Source organism: Pseudomonas sp. LG1D9, assembly GCF_002949995.1.
Classification (GTDB): Bacteria; Pseudomonadota; Gammaproteobacteria; order Pseudomonadales; family Pseudomonadaceae; genus Aquipseudomonas; species Aquipseudomonas proteolytica.
The window spans coordinates 3,319,569-3,338,939 of record NZ_CP026881.1 but is presented as its reverse complement, the minus strand read 5'-3'; the positions used below and the strand labels follow the sequence as shown (position 1 = coordinate 3,338,939).

Sequence of the window (19,371 nt, the reverse complement as noted above, 5' to 3'; positions counted from 1 at the left end):
AGCTCCCACACTTGACCGAGTTCCATCTTTGGAATGCGGTCGAATGTGGGAGCTGGCTTGCCTGCGATAGTCATCGGTATCTACACAATTTTGCCGCAACGCCTAAATCCAGGCAGATAGCGCAATTGTGGCGAGCGGGCTTGCCCCGCGCTGGGCTGCGAAGCAGCCCCAATAAGCCGAATGCGTTGTACCAGATACACCGCAGCGGCTGGTTTTGGGGCTGCTTCGCAGCCCAGCGCGGGCGATGCGGCGTTCCGACAAGCCCGCTCGCCACAGGGAAGTTCGTCAGTTTCTGAAAGTTGTGTAGATACCTATGCAGCGATAGCCTCACCGCGGTCTAACTGACTATCAGGCAATCCACTTGCGATCGCCGGTAAAGCTGATGGTCAACCAACGCGCCTTGTCCGCCGCGCCCAGCCCTGTGGATATCTCTTCACGCAGCTCATCGAGCGTTGCGACTTTATCCACCGGGTAGTCAGCCGGCAGCACCACATGAATCTCGATAAACCGCGCGCGCCCGTGTTTCTGCACGTAGGACACGTAGTCCTCGAAACCATGCCGGGCCTGGGCCGCGTCCATCACTTCGCGCACCTTGTCGTCCAACTGGTCCGGGGCAATCCCCAGCACATCGCGCAAGGCCGGGCGCAGGATCTTCAAGGCCGGCGCCAGCATGCTCAGGGCCAGCAGGATCAGGATCATGGGGTCGACATACACCGCCCACTCGCCATAGCCCTGGGACTTGAGCAGCAACGCGGCCAGGAAGCTCACCAGCAAGCCCACCGAGAGCATCGCGTCCACCAGCCAACTGATGTTGTCGAACTGGATCAACGACGATTGCAGCTTGCGGTTGCGGTGGCGCACATAGAAGAAGTACGCGAACTCGACCACGGTAAACACCGCGGCGTAGATGATCACCAGCCCCAACTCGATCTCGCGCCCGCCATTGATAATGCCGAACACCCCGTTGAGAAACGCATAGATGGCGATCAACAGCAGGAAACTGCCCTCGATCAGCAGCACCATGGGCTCCAGGTGCCAGTAGCCGAACTGGAAACGGTCGTTACTTTTCTTGGCGATCAGCTTGGCCGTGATCAGCATTAGTACCTTGATAAAGGTCGCGATCAGCGAGAAAAAGCCATCGAATAAAATGGATTGGGCGCCTGATATCACACCCGTGACAATCCCGGCGATCGCCACGGCGAACATCAGGATGGTCGATTGTTTGAGCAGTGCCTGCTCACCTCGGTTACTCACATATCCTCCTGTCAAAACCTTTAAACCGCTGGGTGCGGTGGGGTTTTCAGGAGTGGAGTGTACCTTATGCCCTGTTTTGACCGATCTGACGCCTTCGCGGGCACGTCGAATCGTCGCACCGGCGGTACAATGACTCGACTTGCCCGCGAAACACGCGACGCAGTCTCAAGCCTTACTTGGCCCCACGCTCAATCGCAAACCCAGCCCAGGTCTGGCTCACTGGCATCAGTTCCAGGCGGTTGATGTTCACGTGCGCCGGGGTGTTCATCACCCAGAAGATGGTGTCGGCAATGTCCTGGGGCTGGATCGGCTCGGCGCCGGCATAGGTGGCGTCGTAACGCGCCTGGTCACCGCCAAAGCGCACCAGGGAGAACTCGCTCTCGCACAGGCCCGGCTCGATGTTGGTCACGCGCACGCCAGTGCCTTGCAGGTCGCAGCGCAGGTTCAGGGAGAACTGTTTGACGAACGCCTTGGAGCCGCCATACACGTGGCTGCCCGGGTACGGGTAGTTGCCAGCGATGGAGCCCAGGTTGATGATCCCGGCACCACGGCCATGGGCGATCAGGCGCGGCAGCAGCAAGCTGGTGGTGGTCAGCAGGCCCTTGATGTTGGTGTCGACCATGGTTTCCCAATCGTCGAGGCTGCACTTAGGCGCCGGGTCAGTGCCCACCGCCAGGCCGGCGTTGTTGATCAGCCCGCGTAGCTTGCTGAACGACGCTGGCAGGTTGGCAATCGCTTCTTCCATGCCCTTGCGGTCACGCACGTCCACTACCAGGCCATGCACCTCGGTCTGCTTGGAAAGCTCCTCGACCAGCGCATTCAAGCGCTCGGCACGCCGGCCGGTGAGCACCAGTTTCCAGCCGGCCTCAGCGAAGCGACGGGCACAGGCTTCGCCGAAACCTGAGGTTGCGCCAGTAATAAACAGCGTGTTGGACATGGTGTTCTCCTTGCAGGCATCGAGAAAAAATCAGCCAGCAGAATGCCCTTACGCCGCCGTCGCGGCAACCGCTATGCACATAATCCCACGCACACCTGGTCACTTTTTAACCACACCACGTAAAGCCTTGTGAACCGTGGCTTACAGCCATGTGCGCGCAGGTTATCCACAGCTGCGCCCACAGTCTTTGGGGGCAACTGCAAAACCCTCCAGGCCGCTATGTACAAGGCTTTCAGCGCGATTCAAAAAGTTTTTTGCTTGACCTTGGACCCGCCCTATGTAGGCCTGTGCAAAGCAACGCGCCGAGGGACATGGCTCCAGGCCAGTAAATCCGGCCTCTACCAAGGTCTTTCCAGAGTTTAACCACAGACTTATCCACAGGCTCCGGCATCATCTTTCGGTCATATACCTGTGTCTATGAACAGGTTGACAAATCCTGTGCAAGCCCACGAAAAAGCCGCTGATCAAAAAACACTCACCACGCTGCAGGCCACGTAAATAGAGGCTTGCAGCCAGCTACTCCCATGTTACCCACAGCCGGTTCCACAGTGGATGGGGACAAGTCATTTGTGTGACAAAACAGGGATTTGCGGCGGCTATATGTCGCGCTTTGGCAGGTGTGTGGATTTGTTTTCCACAATTTGCCTATGCGCCTGTGGACTACCGAAAAATGTAAGAGCCGGCTCTATGTGGGAGCCGGGCTTGCCCGCGATGGCCCCCCTCGGTTTACCGGAAACACCGAGGGGCATGCATCGCAGGCAAGCCAGCTCCCACACAAAGGCGGCTCCTACAATGGGGGCGGGTTTTAGTGCCCGCCGAGGTAGGCGTTGCGCACTTCCTCGTTCACCAGCAGCTCTTTGCCGCTGCCTGTGAGGCGAATCTCGCCGTTGACCATCACATACGCCCGGTCAGACAGGCGCAGCGCGTGGTTGGCGTTCTGCTCCACCAAAAAGATGGTCATCCCGGTGGCGGCCAACTCACGCAGTGTGGCAAAAATCTGCTTCACCACGATCGGTGCCAACCCCAGGCTCGGTTCATCGAGCAGCAGCAGCTTGGGCCGGCTCATCAGCGCCCGGGCGATGGCGAGCATTTGCTGCTCGCCACCGGACATGGTCATTGCGCGCTGGTTGCGCCGCTCCTTGAGCCGTGGAAACAGCTCGAACATGCGTTGCATATCTTCGCTGGCGTGCTTGTCACCAATCGGGATGGTGCCCATCAGCAGGTTTTCCTCGACGGTCATGTCGGGGAACACCCGCCGCCCTTCCGGGGACTGGGCGATGCCGTTGGAGGCGATGTAGTGGGACGACTTGTGGGTAATGTCCACGCCCTGATACAGGATCTGTCCGGACTCGGCGCGCGGCTGGCCGAAGATCGACATCAGCAGCGTGGACTTGCCCGCGCCATTGGAGCCGATCAGGCTCACCGTCTCGCCTTCGTCGATGTGCAGCGAGACCTTCTTCAAGGCCTGGATCGGGCCATAGAACACGTCCAGGTCCTTCATTTCGAGGATAGGCGTCGTCATACCAACTCCTCTTCATCGGCGCCCAGGTAGGCCGCGATCACTTTCGGGTCGTTGCGAATCGCTTCCGGCCCCCCCTCGGCGATGACGTTGCCGTGGTCCAGCACCACAATGTGGTCGGAAATACTCATCACCATGCCCATGTCGTGCTCGATCAGTACCACTGTGAGGTCGTGTTCGTCGCGCAGCAGGCGAATCATCGCGCTGAGGGCTTCGGTTTCCTGGGGGTTGAGGCCCGCAGCCGGTTCGTCCAGGCAGATGATCTGCGGCCGGGTGCACATGGCCCGGGCGATTTCCAGGCGGCGCTGCTGGCCGTAGGAGAGTTCGCCAGCCAGGCGGTTGGCGCAGTCCACCAGGTCCACCACTTCCAGCCAGTAGAAGGCGTGGTCCAGTGCATCGCTTTCGGCCTTGCGGTAGCCCTTGGTGTTGAGGATGCCCGCCAGCATGTTGCGGTTGACCCACATGTGTTGGGCCACCAGCAGGTTTTCCACCACAGACATTTCCTTGAACAGGCGAATGTTCTGGAACGTGCGGGCCAGGCCGGCGCGGTTCACCAGGTGGGTGCCGCCGAACATCTTGTAGTACACCCGGCTGAAAAAGCTCTTGGGCGAAACAAAGTCGGTGGGCTTGAAACGTTCCCCCAGCAACTGGATCACGTTGGTCTGCTTGCCGCGGATGTTGAGTTCGATCTTGCCGCCGCTGGCCGTATAAAACCCGGTCAGGCAGTTGAACACCGTGGTCTTGCCGGCGCCATTGGGGCCGATCAGGGCGAAGATCGAGTTGCGCTCGACCTTGAGGCTTACATCGCTCAAGGCCTTGATGCCACCGAAGTGCATCATCAGGTGTTCCACGTTGAGAACGACTTCTTTGCTCATGGCGCCACCCCTTTGCGTGGTGTCACACCGGTACGGCTGATCCGGATCAGGCCCCGTGGCCGCCAGATCATCATCACCACCATCAACACGCCGAACAGCAGTACGCGGTACTCGGAGAAGCTGCGCAGCAGTTCAGGTGCCACGGTGAGCACAAACGCGGCAATTACCACGCCCACCGTCGAGCCCATGCCGCCCAGCACCACAATCGCAAGGATCAACGCCGATTCGAAGAAGGTAAACGACGAGGGGTTGACGAAGCCCTGGTAGCTGGCAAAAAACACACCGGCCAGGCCAGCGGTGGACGCACCAATGGTGAACGCCGAAAGCTTCACCAGCACGTGGTTCAAGCCCATGGAGCGGCAGGCGATCTCATCTTCACGCAAGGCTTCCCAGGCGCGGCCCACCGGCATGCGAGTCAGGCGGTGCTTGATGTACAACACCAGCAATACCACCAGAAACAGCACGATGTAGATGAACAGGAATTTCACGTTGGGGTTGTAGGCAATGCCGAAGAACTCATGGAACGGCACCCCGCCTTCCTTGGCCCGCCGGCCGAATTCCAGGCCGAGGAACGTCGGCGATGGCACCGGCATGCCGTTCGGCCCACCGGTAAACGACAGCCAGTTATTGAGCACCAGGCGGATGATTTCACCAAAACCCAGGGTCACGATGGCCAGGTAGTCACCGTGCATTCGTAACACCGGGAATCCCAGAATACATCCGGCCAACGCCGCCGCGATGGCCGCCAGTGGCAGCACCGTCCAGAAGCCCAGCCCGAGGTATTGATAACCCAGGGCCAGGCCATAGGCGCCGATGGCGTAGAACGCCACGTAACCCAGGTCGAGCAGCCCGGCCAGGCCGACCACGATGTTCAGGCCCAGGCCCAGCAACACGTAGATCAGCCCGAGGATCACCACGGTCAGCAGGTACTTGTTGGCGAAAAACGGAAAGACGATGGCGATCACAATCAGCGCCGGGATGATCCAGCGCAGCCGCGACTTGTAGTCCGGCGCCAGCACATGCACGCCGGAGCCCGAGTTTTCAAAACCCTGGAGAATCTTCAAGCCCTTGGGGGTTTGCAGGAACAGGCTCATGACCAGGCGCCCGGCCATCACAATGGCCACCAGCAAGCCCACGCGGGCGGGCTCCAGATTGAAGCTGTAGCCGTCCAGGACCACGCCGACGATGGGCCCGAACACGATCAGGGAAATCAGCCCGGCGAGGACTGCATCGACCACACTTTTCTTGATATCGATAGATTTGGCTGCAGACATGTTTACACCTTCGCCACGAGTGGGCGACCAAGCAGGCCCTGGGGACGGAAAATCAGAATCACCACCAGCAGGGAGAAACTGAACACGTCTTTGTAGTCAGAGTTGATCAACCCCGAGAACAGCGACTCGGAAATCCCCAGGATGATCCCGCCCAGCATCGCCCCAGGCAGGGAGCCGATGCCGCCGAGTACCGCTGCGGTAAATGCCTTGATGCCAATGATGAAGCCGGCATAGAAGTCGAACGTGCCGTAGTTCAGGGTGATCAGCACACCGGCCAGGGCCGCCATGGCCGCACCGATGACAAACACGTAGGAGATCACGCGGTCGGTGTTGATCCCCAGGATCGAGGCCATCTTGCGGTCTTGCTGCGTCGCGCGGCACATGCGGCCGAGCTTGGTGTACTTGATGATGTAGGTCAGCAGCGCCATGCCGGCAAAGGCCGCAACCAGGATAAACACCTTGGTGTAGGTCAACTGCACGAACCCGGTGCCGATATCGACGCGCCAGGCGCCGGCCAGCAGGGTCGGAATGCCTTGTTGCTTGGCGCCCTGGGCGATCTGCGCGTAGTTCTGCAGGATCAGCGAGATCCCGATGGCACTGATCAGCGGGGCCAGGCGGGTGGAGTTGCGCAACGGTTTGTAGGCGACACGCTCGATGACCCAGCCGTAGACGCCGGTGACGACGACGGTGAATATCAGGGTGCCGAGTATGAGCAGCGGGAAGGATTCAAGACCAAAGTACGCCAGCAGTGCCAGACTGATCGCCGCGAGGTAAGCGGAAATCATATAAACCTCGCCGTGGGCGAAGTTGATCATGCCAATGATGCCATAGACCATTGTGTAGCCGATGGCGATCAGGCCATAGACCGACCCGAGGGTCAGGCCGTTGACCAGTTGCTGCAGGAAAATACCATCCATAACGCAATCTCACGCGGTGAGAACCTGCACACCATCAGGTGTGCGGCCCTTCTGGAGGAAAAGACAGATTGGGTGCCGGACACCATGGCCCGGACAACCTCGATCCAATGTGGGAGCTGGCTTGCCGGCGATAGCGGTTTCACATTCAACACAGGTGCTGGCTGTCAGTCCGTCATCGCGGGCAAGCCCGGCTCCCACAAGGGGTCGGTGGTGGCTGGTTGATTACTTCTGCTTTTCCAACTGGTGGTATTTGCCGTCCTTGTCCCACTGGTACACCACGTAGTCGGAGACCTTCAGGTCGCCCTTGGTATCCCACTCTTTCTTGCCCATCACGGTTTGCACCGGATTGGCCTTGAGCCACTTGGCCGCGTCTTCACCCTTGTTGGACTTGGCGCCATTGAAACCGGCCGCCAGGGCCTGGATCGAAGCGTAGGCGTACAGGGTGTAGCCTTCAGGCTCGGTGCCGTTTTTGCGGAACTCTTCCACCACCGCCTTGCTGTCTGGCAGCAGGCGCGGGTCGGCGCCGAAGGTCATGTAGACGCCATCGACGTACTGCGCACCACCGGCGGTCGCCACCAGTTCATCGGTCACTACACCATCGTCGGACATGAACTTGACGTCCTTGAGGCCCGCTTCACGGATCTGGCGCACCAGAGGGCCGGCTTCCGGGTGCAGGCCGCCGAAGTACACCACGTCGGCGCCCAGGGAGCGGATCTTGGTGACCAGGGCGCTGAAGTCTTTCTCGCCACGGGTCAGGCCTTCTTCCAGCACCGGCTTGACGCCGCGCTTGGTCAACTGGGCTGCGGTGGCATCGGCCAGGCCTTTACCGTAGGTGTCCTTGTCGTTGATAACGGCGACTTTCTTGCCCTTGAGCACGTCGACGATGTAGTCACCGGCCACGATGCCCTGCTGGTCGTCACGCCCGCACATACGGAACATGGCGCCCAGGCCACGCTCGGTGACTTGTGGGTTGGTGGAGCCTGGAGTGATGGCGATGATGCCCGCTTCGTCGTACACCTCGGAGGCTGGAATGGTGTTCGAGGAGCAGAAGTGCCCGACCACGCCGATCACTTTGTCCTGGTCAGCCAGGCGGTTGGCCACGGCCACGGCCTGCTTGGGCTCGCAGGCATCGTCACCGGCCACCAGCTTGATCTGCTCGCCGTTGATCCCGCCGGCCTTGTTGATAACGTCAGCTGCCGCCTGGGCACCTTTCATGTACTGCTCACCGAAGGCTGCGTTGGCACCGGTCATCGGCCCCGCCACGCCAATCTTCACATCAGCTTGAACAAACGTAGAAACACCCAGCGCGGCAGCTACCGCGAGGGCCAGGAAACCTTTCTTGTAAAACGTCTGGGACATGAGTGGTGCTCCGAGTTTTTTGTTGAATGGGCACTGCAATTTCACTTCAAACTTTCACTTGAAACCTTCACTGGAAAGCTGAGAGCAAGCAGCGTGCCATTGCGTTTTTTTATTTCAGAAAGACACGGTGTCATTGTTATTACAGGTGTTTCGGTGCCTTTTTGGCGGGACGTGCAACCCTCTAGATCACAGAGGTGCAACCAAGGTGCAAAAAAGGTAAAACCCGCTCGATGAACTGATGTCAGCCAGCCATCAAGCGCGCCTTAGAGCATCTGTAACCATGTGCGTAACGGAAGTGCACATTTACAGTGCGTCACTGCTACGACTCGCACCAATACAGATTAGTAGCCGGCTAAGAAAATGCCGGCTTCTGAAGGGTATTTCGCTGATCAGATGACAATTCGCAGGCATTGGCCGGCGTGGTACAGCGAAAACCCCGCCTCGTACAGGCAACTGCGCAGGCCTACACCGGCCAGCGGCTGCATCGGCGCAAACGGAATCGGCAAGGCCTGGGGATCCTGGTGGCACAAATAGTCGGCAAATGCCTTGCCGACCACGCTGCCCGTGGTCACGCCACGCCCGTTGTAGCCAGTGACCGCCACCAAGCCGGGCGCTGGCTCGAAAAGCCGCATCAAGTGGTCTGGGGTAAAGGCGATGCAGCCGGTCCAGGTGTATTCCCAGTCCACCGCCTTGAGGAACGGGAAGTAGTGCTGCTGCACGCGGTCAGCCCAGGCCTTGAGGAACCACACAGGTTTCTGGTTGCCATTGCCCAGGCTGCCGAGCAACAAACGGCCCTCGGCATCGCGGCGGATGCTGCTCAGCACTTGGCGTGTGTCCCAGGAACCCTGGCCGCCCGGCAGGATTTGTTGCGCAGCGTCATCGCTCAATGGCGCCGAAGCCACTTGGTAGTAATAGCCAGGGAAAAAATTGCGCCGCAGCTCGGTCCACTCGCCTTCGGTGTAGGCATTGGAGGCGATCACCACTTGTGCAGCCTGCACCGCGCCCTGGGCAGTTTGCACAGACCAGTGCTGGCCCTGGCGCTCCAGTTGCGTCACCGGGGAATGGTCGAACAACTGCCCGCCCAGGCCCACCGCCGCATTGGCCAGGCCACTGGTGTAGGCCATCGGGTTCAAGGTGCCGGCGCGCCGGTCGAGCAAGGCGGCAGCGATCTTCTTGGTGCCGGTGGCCTGCTCGCACGCAGCACCGGTCAATAACTCCACGGGCGCGCCACGGCGCTTCCATTGTTCCTCGCGGCTGCGCAGGTCGGCCTCGCCACGGGCGTTGTGCGCCATGTGCAATGTGCCCTCGCGGCGCAGCTGGCAATCAATTCTGTACTTGTCGATCAGGCTGAACACCAGGGACGGCGCCGCACCGAGCATGCGGATGAGCTGGCTGCCCACCGCCGTGCCGAAACCGGCCTCGATGTCGTCCGGAGGGATCCACATCCCGGCGTTGACCAGGCCCACGTTACGCCCCGAACCGCCATGGCCGGTGCGATGGGCCTCCAGCACGCAGACACTTTTGCCTTGCTCCAGCAGATGGATGGCCGCCGACAAACCGGTGATACCGGCGCCAATCACACACACATCCACCTTGACCTCGCCCGTGAGTGCGGCGCGATCTGGCCGGCCAGGGGTCAGTTGTTCCCACAAACACGCTTCGCGTAATGGCATTGCCAGACTCCGGGATGAGACCTAACAAACAATTGTTGAACTGCAAACCCGATCAACTGTGGGAGCGGGCTTGCCTGCGATAGCGGTATTGGATTCGCCATCGCCATCGCAGGCAAGCCAGCTCCCACATTGACCGCATTTCGGCTGGCTCAGTCGAAGGTAATGCCCTGGGCCAGCGGCAATTCCAGCGAATAGTTCACGGTATTGGTCTGCCGGCGCATGTACCCGCGCCACGCATCCGAACCCGATTCACGCCCGCCACCGGTTTCTTTTTCACCGCCAAACGCGCCGCCGATCTCCGCACCGCTGGGGCCGATATTGACGTTGGCGATCCCGCAATCACTGCCTATCGCCGACATGAACTGCTCGGCCTCGCGCACATCGGTGGTAAAGATGCACGACGACAAGCCCTGCGGCACTGCGTTGTTCAGGCGCAGCGCCTCGCTGAAGTCCTTGTAGCCGACCACATACAGGATCGGCGCGAACGTTTCGTTGCACACCACATCGCTCTGCTCGGGCATTTCCACAATGGCCGGCGACACGTAGTACGCGTCAGGGAACTGCTCCTGCAACTGACGCTTGCCGCCAAACACCTTGCCACCTTCGCTCAGGGCCTGCTCCAACGCGTCCTGCATGTTTTCAAAGCTGTGTTTGTCGATCAGCGGGCCGACCAGGTTGCCTTGCAGCGGGTGGCCGATGCGCACCTTGGAATAGGCGGCCTTGAGGCGCGTGACGATTTCTTCCTTGACCGACTCATGGGCGATCAACCGGCGCAGGCTGGTGCAACGCTGGCCGGCGGTACCCACCGCGCTGAACAGGATGGCGCGCACGGCCATGTCCAGGTCGGCGCTGGGGCCGAGGATCATCGCGTTGTTGCCGCCCAGTTCAAGAATGCTGCGGGCAAACCGCGCGGCGACCTTGGGCGCCACTTCGCGGCCCATGCGCGTGCTGCCGGTGGCGCTGATCAGTGCCACACGTGGGTCGTCCACCAGGGCGGCGCCGGCGTCACGCCCGCCAATGACCACCTGGCAGAGGTACGGCGGTGCATCGCTGAAGTTTTTCGCCACCCGCTCGAACAGCGCCTGGCAGGCCAGGGCGGTGAGCGGGGTCTTTTCCGAAGGCTTCCAGATCACCGCGTTGCCGCACACCAGCGCCAGCGCGGTGTTCCATGCCCACACCGCCACCGGGAAGTTGAAGGCGCTGATCACGCCGACCACGCCCAGCGGGTGCCAGGTTTCCCGCATATGGTGGCCAGGGCGCTCGGAGGCGATGGTCAACCCGTACAACTGGCGCGACAGGCCCACGGCGAAGTCGCAGATGTCGATCATTTCCTGTACTTCCCCCAGGCCTTCCTGGGTGATTTTGCCGGCTTCCCAAGACACCAACTCGCCCAGGTCGGCCTTGTACTCACGCAGCAGGTCGCCGAACTGGCGCACCAGCTCACCGCGACGGGGTGCCGGCACCTTGCGCCAGGCGTCGAATGCATGCTCGGCGCGACTGACCTGCTGTTCGACCTCGGCGGCCCCTTCCCAGTGCACACTGGCGATGCGGCTGCCATCGATGGGGGAATGCACAGGCTGTTTACCGGCCTGGTACAACGCCGGGTCTACGCCGAGACGATCAAGCAATGCGGCAACCATGGGTCACTCCTTCAATCCACACAAAAATTGCGCCGCGACCAACACGACGATCAGCGCTTATTTGTAGCTGGCCCAGGACTTGCCAACAAACGACGTTTAGGCGAGATATCATTCCGTTTATTCATGCCAAAACAAAAAAGAGGCAGGCCGTGCTCAATAAAAGACATTTACCCTCGATCACCGCCCTGCAGTGCTTCGAGGCCGTGACCCGCCACCTGAGCTTCACCCGCGCCGCCGAGGAACTGAACCTTACACAGAGCGCGGTCAGCAAGCAGGTGGCGCAGTTGGAAGAGTTGCTGCAACACCTGTTGTTTCGCCGGGTGCGCCGCCGCTTGCAGATGACCCCCGCGGGCGATCTGTACCTGGTGGAAGTACGAAAGATCTTGAGCCAGGTGGAGATGTCGACCCACTACCTGCGTTCCTACGGCGGCGAGACCGAAGTACTGCGCGTGTCCACGCCCTACACCTTCGGCGCCCGCTGGCTGGTGCCGCGCCTCAAGGGCTGGCGCCTGCGCCACCCGCAGATTCACCTGGACCTGTGCAACGAGCAGACCCCGGACGAGTTGCTGCAAGGCAAGGCCGACTTGGCGTTTTACTTCGGCGCAGGCTCGCGACCGGGCACCGAGAGCCTCAAGTTGTTCGGCGAAGAGTTGGTGCCGGTGTGCGCTCCCGAGAGCCTGCCGGCCCAGCCGTTACGTGACCCCACGCAACTGAGCGAACTGGTGCTGCTGCAAAACGCCTCGCGCCCCCAGGGCTGGCACGACTGGTTCGCCAGCCTGGGCTACCAGACCGAGCACAGCTACCACGGGCCGCGCTTTGACACCTTCTATATGTGCATCCGCGCCGCCCAGGTGGGCTGTGGCGTGGCGCTTCTGCCACGGTTCCTGGTGGAAGAAGAGCTGGCAGACGGCAAGTTGGTGATCCCCTGGCAACATGCAATGCCCAGCCAGGATGCGTACTACCTGGCGTATCCAGAGCATTCGGCGGAGGTGCCCAAGGTGCGGGATTTTGTGAAGTGGATGATGGAGCAGGTTGTTTAGCCCCTGGAATGCTCCCACATTTGGAATGCATTCTCCTGTGGGAGCTGGCTTGCCTGCGATGACGCCAGAGGCCACGACAAAAAAACCTCTGGCAAAACAACACAGGTCTATGCGCCACTAGCGCCATTCTTGTCTGGAGATTCCCGTTATGAGCGAGAGTGTGTTTGCCGATCGCATCGTGCAGAACCTGCTCGACACCGACTTCTACAAGCTGACCATGATGCAGGCGGTGCTGCACAACTACCCCAATGTGGAAGTTGAATGGGAATTCCGTTGCCGTAACAGCGAAGACCTGCGCCCGTATCTGGCAGAAATCCGTTACCAGATCGAGCGCCTGGCCGAGTTGAGCCTGAGCCCGGATCAACTGGGCTTTCTGGAACGCATCAGCTTCATGAAGCCGGACTTCCTGCGCTTCCTCGGCCTGTTCCGCTTCAACCTGCGCTACGTGCAGACCGGCATCGAGAACGGCGAGTTGTTTATCCGCCTGCGCGGCCCGTGGCTGCATGTGATCCTGTTTGAAGTACCACTGCTGGCCATCGTCAGCGAAGTGCGCAACCGTTATCGCTACCAGACCATCATCCTGGAGCAGGCGCGCGAGCAGTTGTATCGCAAGTTCGACTGGCTGAGCGCCAACGCCAGCAGCGACGAGCTGGCCGAGTTGCAGGTCGCGGACTTCGGCACGCGCCGGCGCTTCTCCTACCGCGTGCAGGAGGAAGTGGTGAATGTGCTCAAGCACGACTTCCCCGGCCGTTTCGTCGGCACCAGCAACGTACACCTGGCCCGCGAGCTGGACATGAAACCCCTGGGCACCATGGCCCATGAGTGGATCATGGCCCACCAGCAGCTGGGCCCGCGGCTGATCGACAGCCAGATCGCCGCACTCGATTGCTGGGTTCGCGAGTACCGTGGCCTGCTGGGTATCGCCCTGACCGATTGCATCACCACCGATGCCTTCCTCAGCGATTTCGATCTGTACTTCGCCAAGCTGTTCGACGGCCTGCGCCACGACTCTGGCGACCCGGTGCAGTGGGCCGAAAAAGCCATCGCCCATTACCATAAGCTGGGCATCGAGCCGATGAGCAAGACCCTGGTGTTCTCCGACAGCCTGACGCTGCCCAAGGCCCTGGAGATTTTCCGCGCGCTGCGTGGACGGATCAATGTCAGCTTTGGCATCGGTACCAACCTGACCTGTGACATTCCAGGTGTGGAACCGATGAGCATCGTGCTTAAAATGACCGCCTGCAATGGCCAGCCCGTGGCGAAGATTTCCGATGAAGCGGGCAAGACCCACTGCACGGATCCGAACTTCGTCGCCTATTTGCGCCACGTTTTCAAAGTACCTGCCATCTCTAGCGAGGAGTGAATCATGCAAGCCGTACAGCGTGAGATTGCCCAACAGCTCAAGGTCCAACCACCGTTCCAGGACCACGCCGCCCTTGAAGCAGAAGTGGCCCGGCGGATCACCTTTATCCAGGACTGCCTGCTCAATTCGGGGCTCAAGACCCTGGTGCTCGGCATCAGCGGCGGCGTCGACTCCCTGACCGCCGGCCTCTTGGCCCAACGCGCAATGAAAGAGCTGCGCGCCCTCAAAGGCGATGATGCTTACCGTTTTATCGCGGTGCGCCTGCCTTACGAGACTCAGTTCGACGAACACGATGCCCAGGCCAGCGTCGACTTTATCAACCCCGACGAGCGCCACACGGTGAATATCGGCGCGGCGGTCAAGGCCCTGGCCAATGAAGTGGCGGCCTTCGAAGGCAAGGCGGCGGTGTCCCGTGACTTTGTGCTGGGCAATACCAAGGCGCGGATGCGCATGGTCGCGCAATACACCATCGCCGGCGCGGCGAGCGGCCTGGTGATCGGTACCGACCATGCGGCGGAAGCGGTAATGGGTTTTTTCACCAAGTTCGGCGATGGCGCCTGCGACCTGGCACCGTTGAGCGGACTGGTGAAAAACCAGGTACGGGCGATTGCCCGGCACTTTGGTGCGCCTGAGTCGCTGGTGGAGAAGATCCCGACCGCCGACCTGGAAGACCTGTCACCGGGCAAGCCGGATGAAGCGTCCCATGGCGTGACCTATACCGAGATCGATGCATTCCTGCACGGCCAACCGGTGCGTGAAGAGGCGTTCAGGATTATCTGCGAGACCTATCGCAAGACTGAGCACAAGCGGGTGATGCCGTTTGCGCCGTGAGGTGAGCCTGATAGTTGCGTATTGATTGTCAGACCGCTATCGCGGGCAAGCCCGCTCCCACATTTGAATGTATTCACAAATCAAAATGTGGGAGCGGGCTTGCCTGCGATGAACGATAACGTGGTCTGTGGCCTTACTTCAGAGTCACAGTGCCTTTCATCATCGCGATGTGGCCTGGGAACGAGCAGAAGAACATGTATTTGCCGTCAGCCTTGAGCTTGGACACATCGAAGGTCACCGAGTCGGTTTCACCAGCGCCGATGATCTTGGTATGGGCGATGATGCGGGTATCGCCTTCTTTCAAGTAGTTCTTGTCGATACCGGCGGCCATGCCTTCGGTTGCAACCGGCTGCATATCAGCCTCAGTGGTCAGCACCCAGTTATGGCCCATGACGTTCTTCGGCAGTTTGCCGGAGTGTTTCAGATCAACGGTGAATGTCTTGCAGCTCTTGTCGATTTCAATGGCCTTGGTGTCGAAGGACATTTGGTCAGTGGAGTCGACAGTGACCTTGCACTCTGCAGCAAGCAACTGGCCGCTAGCCAGCGTCAGCAGGGAAACAGCAACGATTTTGGCAAACATGTGAATCTCCAAGGCAGGGTTTAAAAAACGCATGTGCGACAAGGGTGCCTGAGGCAGGCAAATGTTCCAATGATCTGAATCAACAGATTGTATACAACTTTAGGCTATCAGACTGATCGACAGAATCAACCGGCCAAAGTGCCGCACACAACCTATGATCGGCCCATCTTTACTTCCTGGAGTCCGAGCCATGCACCTCAACAGCCTGTTGCGCAGCTTGCTTGCCACTTACGCCTGTGGCGCCAGCGGTACTTACGAAACGGTTAATGTCGACTAACGTTTAATCGGTAGAGGCGATTCTGAAACCCGATTAACCCTTGGGGCGCGTTTAAAGGCAGAATAGCCGCCGCTCAACCTCACCTTCGACCCCAGAGGATCGCCCATGGCAAAACCTAATTACTCCTTCGCCAAACGTCAGAGAGACTTGGCCAAGGAACAGAAGAAAGAGGAAAAGCTGCAACGCAAGAAAGCTGCAGCTGACGAAGAAGCAGGCGCACTGAACCCGGATGCAGAAGGTGAAGTGGCTGCTGATGACACTGAAACCCCGAAAGACCCTGCACCTGAGGCCTGAACACCCGCCTCAATGAATACCTGACCTGTATGTGGCGAGCGGGCTCGCCCCGCGTTGGACTGCGCAGCAGTCCCATTTCTGGGGCCGCTTCGCGCCCCAACGCGGGCGATGCGGCGTTCCGACAAGCCCGCTCGCCACAACACGGGAACCATCGGTTATTCCAGCGGCATCACCGTTACCCGTACTTCCGGGTCATGGCTGCCCCCTCCCAGAATCACCCCGCGCAACGGCGAGACATCTGAAAAATCCCGGCCCCAGGCCAGGGTGATGTGCTCCAGTGCCGGCTGCACATTGTTCGTCGGGTCAAAATCCACCCAGCCCGACCACGGGCAAAACACCGATACCCACGCGTGCGACGCATCGGCGCCGATCAGCCGTGGCTGGCCGGGCGGTGGCTGGGTCAGCAGGTAGCCACTGATGTAACGTGCCGCCAGGCCCCGTGAGCGCAGGCAGGCGAGCATCAGGTGGGCAAAGTCCTGGCACACCCCCCGTCGACGCTCCAGCACCTCCACCAGCGGCGTGGCGACCTGGGTGGCTTCGGCATCGAAGGTGAACTCGCTGAAAATCTTCTCCATCAACGCCTGCACCCCCAACAACAGCGGGCGACCGGGCGCAAAGCAGCTCTCGGAGAACTCGACGAAGTTTTTCTTCAAATGCACGTAGGGCGATTCGAAACGATAGCGGCACGCCTCGATCGCCTCTGCCGACAACGGCTGGCCGCTGTAGCTCAGGCTGTTGCGGGTCTGGTCCCAGGGCGGTGACTGGCTGAAATCCAGCACCGGCCGGGCCAGTACTTCGACGGTCAAGCCGGCGTTGACCAGCAATTCATCATGGGGCCGCTCGAACGCCAGCCGGGTGATGGGGTTGCCAAACACGTCCAGCTCATCGCGGCGCGCGGTCGGCTCGGGGCTGATCTGCAACTGGTGCGAGGTGCAGCGCTGCCAGGCACAGGGGCGCGGCCACAGGTGCGCCAGTTGCTGGGCCAGGGACACCGGGCTGTCGTAGTGATAATGGGTGTCGTGGAAAATCTGATAGCGCGCGCTCATTACACAGACACCGTTTGCTGGCTGACATCATCCACGTGGGCAAAATGGCGCAGGGCCAGGCGATCAGAAACTTGCCCGCTCTCATCGGCGACAGCCTGCAACAGGTCCGCCAGGCCATCGAGGGCCGCACGCACGCTGGCGTCGCCAAACAACGGGTTCTCCAGGCAACCCAGGTCAAAGCGCGCCAGGCGCTCCACCAGCGGTGCCAGGCCGGTCTCCCGGGGTACGCCGAAGTCATCGTTGAGCCGGCGCAAAGTGCGGCTCACCAGCTTGAGCTGGAACAGCACCGCATGGGGGTTCTGTTCATCCAGCAGCAACAGGTCCAGCACCGGAATCAATTGCGGCACCGCCAGGTAGCGCGAACGGTAGGTGATGCTGCTGTTGCCCAGTTCCAGCAACCACTCCAGCCCGGCCTGATCGAACACCGCTACCCCGCGCAGGAAGGCCGCGAGGCTGCTGCTGAGAAACTGCAGGCGCTCGATGCGCCGGCCCATCATCAAAAAGCGCCAGCCTTCGTCGCGGGTCATGTCGTCGAGGGCAAAGCCGGACAAGGCCGCCAGGGACATTACCAGGCGATTGAGGAAGTCCAGCAGTTCGCCAAAATCCGGCGTCTCGCGTTCCAGCTCCATGGCTTCGCGCTGCAACTCCACCAGGGCCTGCCAGTTCTCCCGGGACAGCTTGCCGCGCACCTGGGACGCCGCCCACTGCAGACGCTGCAGGTTGGCGCGCAGGCTCGATGGCCAGTCATCACCGAGCAGGGCCTGCAGCAGGCGCTCGGGCAACTCGCCCTCCTCCGGCAGCAGGCGCAGGCTTTCCCCCAGCTCCACGGCGGCCTGCAAGGCCAGGGGGTCGTCACCGTCGACATAGCGCGCCAGGACGATGCGCAGCCAGCGTGCACTGTCATCACAGCGCTCACAGTAACGGCCGAACCAGAACAGATTTTCTACAACCCGCGAAGGCAGGTACGGGTCGCGACGTACCAGGTCATGGGTGCCGATCGCCCGCTGCGCGCGCCATTGCTCGCCACCGGGCGCACGCTCGCCCAGCACCCAGGTGTCCTTGCTCGCCCCGCCACGCTGCATCGAGACCACTTCGGCGTCGGCCTGCGCTGCCACGCGGGTCAGGCCACCCGGCAGCACCCGGTAGCCATCCTCACCGGCCACTGCGTACACGCGCATGCCGATGGCGCGATGTTGCAGATGGTCATCCACGGTATGCCAGACCGGCGCCTGGGACAGTTGGGCCAACTCCTGGGCCACATAGGCGTAGGGTCGCGCCAGCATGCGCTCGGCCAGGGCCTGGCGTTGCTCATCGTTCAGGTCGCGGCCAAACACCGGGGCAAAACTTTGCGAAGGGAACGCCGGCTTGATCAGCAGTTCCGGCAGTTTTTCCAGGGCTTCGGCCAGCACCGGCGCTTCGCCGCACCACCAGGTGGCGATGGACGGCAGGATCAGTTCTTCGCCAAACAGAAACTGATTGATCTTGGGCAGGAACCCCAGCAGCCCAGGCGATTCCAGCACGCCGGCGCCCAGGGCGTTGGCCACCAGCACATTGCCCTGGCGTACCGCGTCCAGCAGGCCGGGCACGCCCAGGGCCGAGTCGGTGCGCAGTTCCAGGGGGTCGCAGAAATCATCGTCCAAGCGCCGCATGATTGCGTGCACACGGCGCAGACCACTGAGGGTCTTGAGGTACACGGTGCTGTCGCGCACGGTCAGGTCGCCGCCTTCTACCAATGGGTAGCCAAGCTGACGGGCCAGGTACAGGTGTTCGAAATAGCTTTCATTGAAGCGCCCCGGGGTCAGCAGCACGATCAGCGGCGGCTGGTCATCGCCGGGCGCCTGACGGGCCAGGGTTTCCTGCAGGGTGCGGAAGAACCCGGTGAGGTGCTGCACCTGCAAGTCGCGATACAAATCCGGGAATGCGCGGGAGACGATGGTGCGGTTTTCCAGGGCATAACCGGCGCCGGATGGCGCCTGGGTACGGTCCGCCGTGACCCACCAGCGGCCATCCGGGGTGCGCGCAAGGTCCACCGCATACAGGTGCAGGAACACCTCATCGGGTGGCTGGATGCCCTGGCACGGCCACAGGAAGTTGTTATGGCCAAACACCAGCTCAGCCGGCAGCAAGCCTTCGGCAATCAGGCGTTGCGGGCCATACAGGTCGGCCAGCACCGCGTTGAGCAGCCGCGCACGCTGGGCGATACCCGCCGCCAAATGCGCCCATTCATCCGCAGCCAATACGTGGGGTAGCAAGTCCAGCTCCCAGGGGCGGTCGGCGCCCTTGGGGTCGGCGTAGACGTTATAGGTCACGCCGTTTTCCTGGATCTGGCGGGTCAGTAGCGCTTGGCGCTGGGCCAACTGCGCCGGGGTGCTGCGCTGCAGATGGTCGAGCAGGCGCTGCCAATGGGCGCGCACCGCGCCGCTGTCGTCCAGCAGTTCGTGATAAGTGCCCGCAGTCAGCGGGTAACGGTCGAGCAAGTCGGACATGGAACG

Annotated in this window: 16 protein-coding genes; 4 read left to right on the top strand and 12 right to left on the bottom strand. The window is 61.0% G+C overall.

What is annotated here, in order from left to right:
- Nucleotides 1-348 precede the first annotated feature (348 nt).
- The 9 genes from C5F71_RS15695 to C5F71_RS15650 form a co-directional block, all read right to left on the bottom strand.
- Complete coding sequence (locus C5F71_RS15695) at nucleotides 349-1,254, bottom strand: cation diffusion facilitator family transporter (RefSeq protein ID WP_029300498.1); 906 nt, start codon at nucleotides 1,252-1,254, stop codon at nucleotides 349-351.
- 172 nt (nucleotides 1,255-1,426) lie between these two features.
- Nucleotides 1,427-2,191, bottom strand: coding sequence for an SDR family oxidoreductase (locus C5F71_RS15690; RefSeq protein WP_029300500.1), 765 nt, complete (start codon nucleotides 2,189-2,191; stop codon nucleotides 1,427-1,429).
- Nucleotides 2,192-2,996: 805 nt separating this feature from the next.
- Entirely contained in the window at nucleotides 2,997-3,713 is a 717-nt protein-coding gene (locus tag C5F71_RS15685) for an ABC transporter ATP-binding protein (RefSeq protein ID WP_029300502.1), read from the bottom strand.
- Nucleotides 3,710-4,585: an ABC transporter ATP-binding protein gene (locus C5F71_RS15680; RefSeq protein WP_029300504.1), complete on the bottom strand. Its 876-nt coding sequence runs from the start codon at nucleotides 4,583-4,585 to the stop codon at nucleotides 3,710-3,712. Before C5F71_RS15680 ends, C5F71_RS15685 begins: the two co-directional genes overlap by 4 nt.
- The gene (livM, locus tag C5F71_RS15675) at nucleotides 4,582-5,859 is read right to left on the bottom strand and encodes a high-affinity branched-chain amino acid ABC transporter permease LivM (protein ID WP_029300505.1); all 1,278 of its coding nucleotides are present in this window, start codon (nucleotides 5,857-5,859) and stop codon (nucleotides 4,582-4,584) included. The genes C5F71_RS15680 and livM overlap by 4 nt, the downstream gene beginning before the upstream one ends.
- A 2-nt stretch (nucleotides 5,860-5,861) precedes the next feature.
- Nucleotides 5,862-6,776 carry a branched-chain amino acid ABC transporter permease gene (locus tag C5F71_RS15670; RefSeq protein ID WP_029300506.1) on the bottom strand — a complete coding sequence of 305 codons (915 nt, stop codon included), beginning with the start codon at nucleotides 6,774-6,776 and terminating at the stop codon, nucleotides 5,862-5,864.
- A gap of 222 nt (nucleotides 6,777-6,998) precedes the next feature.
- Nucleotides 6,999-8,135, bottom strand: a complete 1,137-nt coding sequence (locus tag C5F71_RS15660) for a branched-chain amino acid ABC transporter substrate-binding protein (protein ID WP_104911477.1) — start codon at nucleotides 8,133-8,135, stop codon at nucleotides 6,999-7,001.
- A 389-nt stretch (nucleotides 8,136-8,524) separates the two neighbouring features.
- Entirely contained in the window at nucleotides 8,525-9,808 is a 1,284-nt protein-coding gene (locus C5F71_RS15655) for an FAD-binding oxidoreductase (protein WP_104911476.1), read from the bottom strand.
- A gap of 149 nt (nucleotides 9,809-9,957) precedes the next feature.
- Nucleotides 9,958-11,448, bottom strand: a complete 1,491-nt coding sequence (locus tag C5F71_RS15650) for an aldehyde dehydrogenase family protein (protein WP_029300511.1) — start codon at nucleotides 11,446-11,448, stop codon at nucleotides 9,958-9,960.
- Between the two features lie 149 nt (nucleotides 11,449-11,597).
- Between C5F71_RS15650 and C5F71_RS15645 the strand changes: the two genes are divergently transcribed.
- From C5F71_RS15645 to nadE, 3 genes are all read left to right on the top strand, one after another.
- A complete protein-coding gene (locus C5F71_RS15645) occupies nucleotides 11,598-12,488 on the top strand; it encodes a LysR family transcriptional regulator (protein ID WP_104911475.1) in 891 nt (296 codons plus the stop codon).
- Between the two features lie 148 nt (nucleotides 12,489-12,636).
- On the top strand, nucleotides 12,637-13,851 hold the full coding sequence (pncB, locus tag C5F71_RS15640; protein WP_029300515.1) for a nicotinate phosphoribosyltransferase: 1,215 nt from the start codon (nucleotides 12,637-12,639) through the stop codon (nucleotides 13,849-13,851).
- A 3-nt stretch (nucleotides 13,852-13,854) separates the two neighbouring features.
- On the top strand, nucleotides 13,855-14,682 hold the full coding sequence (nadE, locus tag C5F71_RS15635) for an ammonia-dependent NAD(+) synthetase (RefSeq protein WP_029300518.1): 828 nt from the start codon (nucleotides 13,855-13,857) through the stop codon (nucleotides 14,680-14,682).
- 133 nt (nucleotides 14,683-14,815) lie between these two features.
- On the opposite strand, the gene azu is transcribed toward nadE, so the two are convergent.
- Nucleotides 14,816-15,262, bottom strand: coding sequence for an azurin (gene azu / locus C5F71_RS15630; protein WP_104911474.1), 447 nt, complete (start codon nucleotides 15,260-15,262; stop codon nucleotides 14,816-14,818).
- 382 nt (nucleotides 15,263-15,644) lie between these two features.
- Between azu and C5F71_RS15625 the strand changes: the two genes are divergently transcribed.
- Entirely contained in the window at nucleotides 15,645-15,833 is a 189-nt protein-coding gene (locus C5F71_RS15625; RefSeq protein WP_070996421.1) for a hypothetical protein, read from the top strand.
- Nucleotides 15,834-15,988: 155 nt separating this feature from the next.
- Here C5F71_RS15625 and C5F71_RS15620 read toward each other — a convergent pair whose 3' ends face one another.
- Together C5F71_RS15620 and C5F71_RS15615 are read right to left on the bottom strand one after the other, a co-directional pair.
- Nucleotides 15,989-16,879, bottom strand: coding sequence for a transglutaminase family protein (locus C5F71_RS15620; protein ID WP_104911473.1), 891 nt, complete (start codon nucleotides 16,877-16,879; stop codon nucleotides 15,989-15,991).
- Nucleotides 16,879-19,365 carry a circularly permuted type 2 ATP-grasp protein gene (locus C5F71_RS15615; protein ID WP_104911472.1) on the bottom strand — a complete coding sequence of 829 codons (2,487 nt, stop codon included), beginning with the start codon at nucleotides 19,363-19,365 and terminating at the stop codon, nucleotides 16,879-16,881. Before C5F71_RS15615 ends, C5F71_RS15620 begins: the two co-directional genes overlap by 1 nt.
- Nucleotides 19,366-19,371 lie beyond the last annotated feature (6 nt).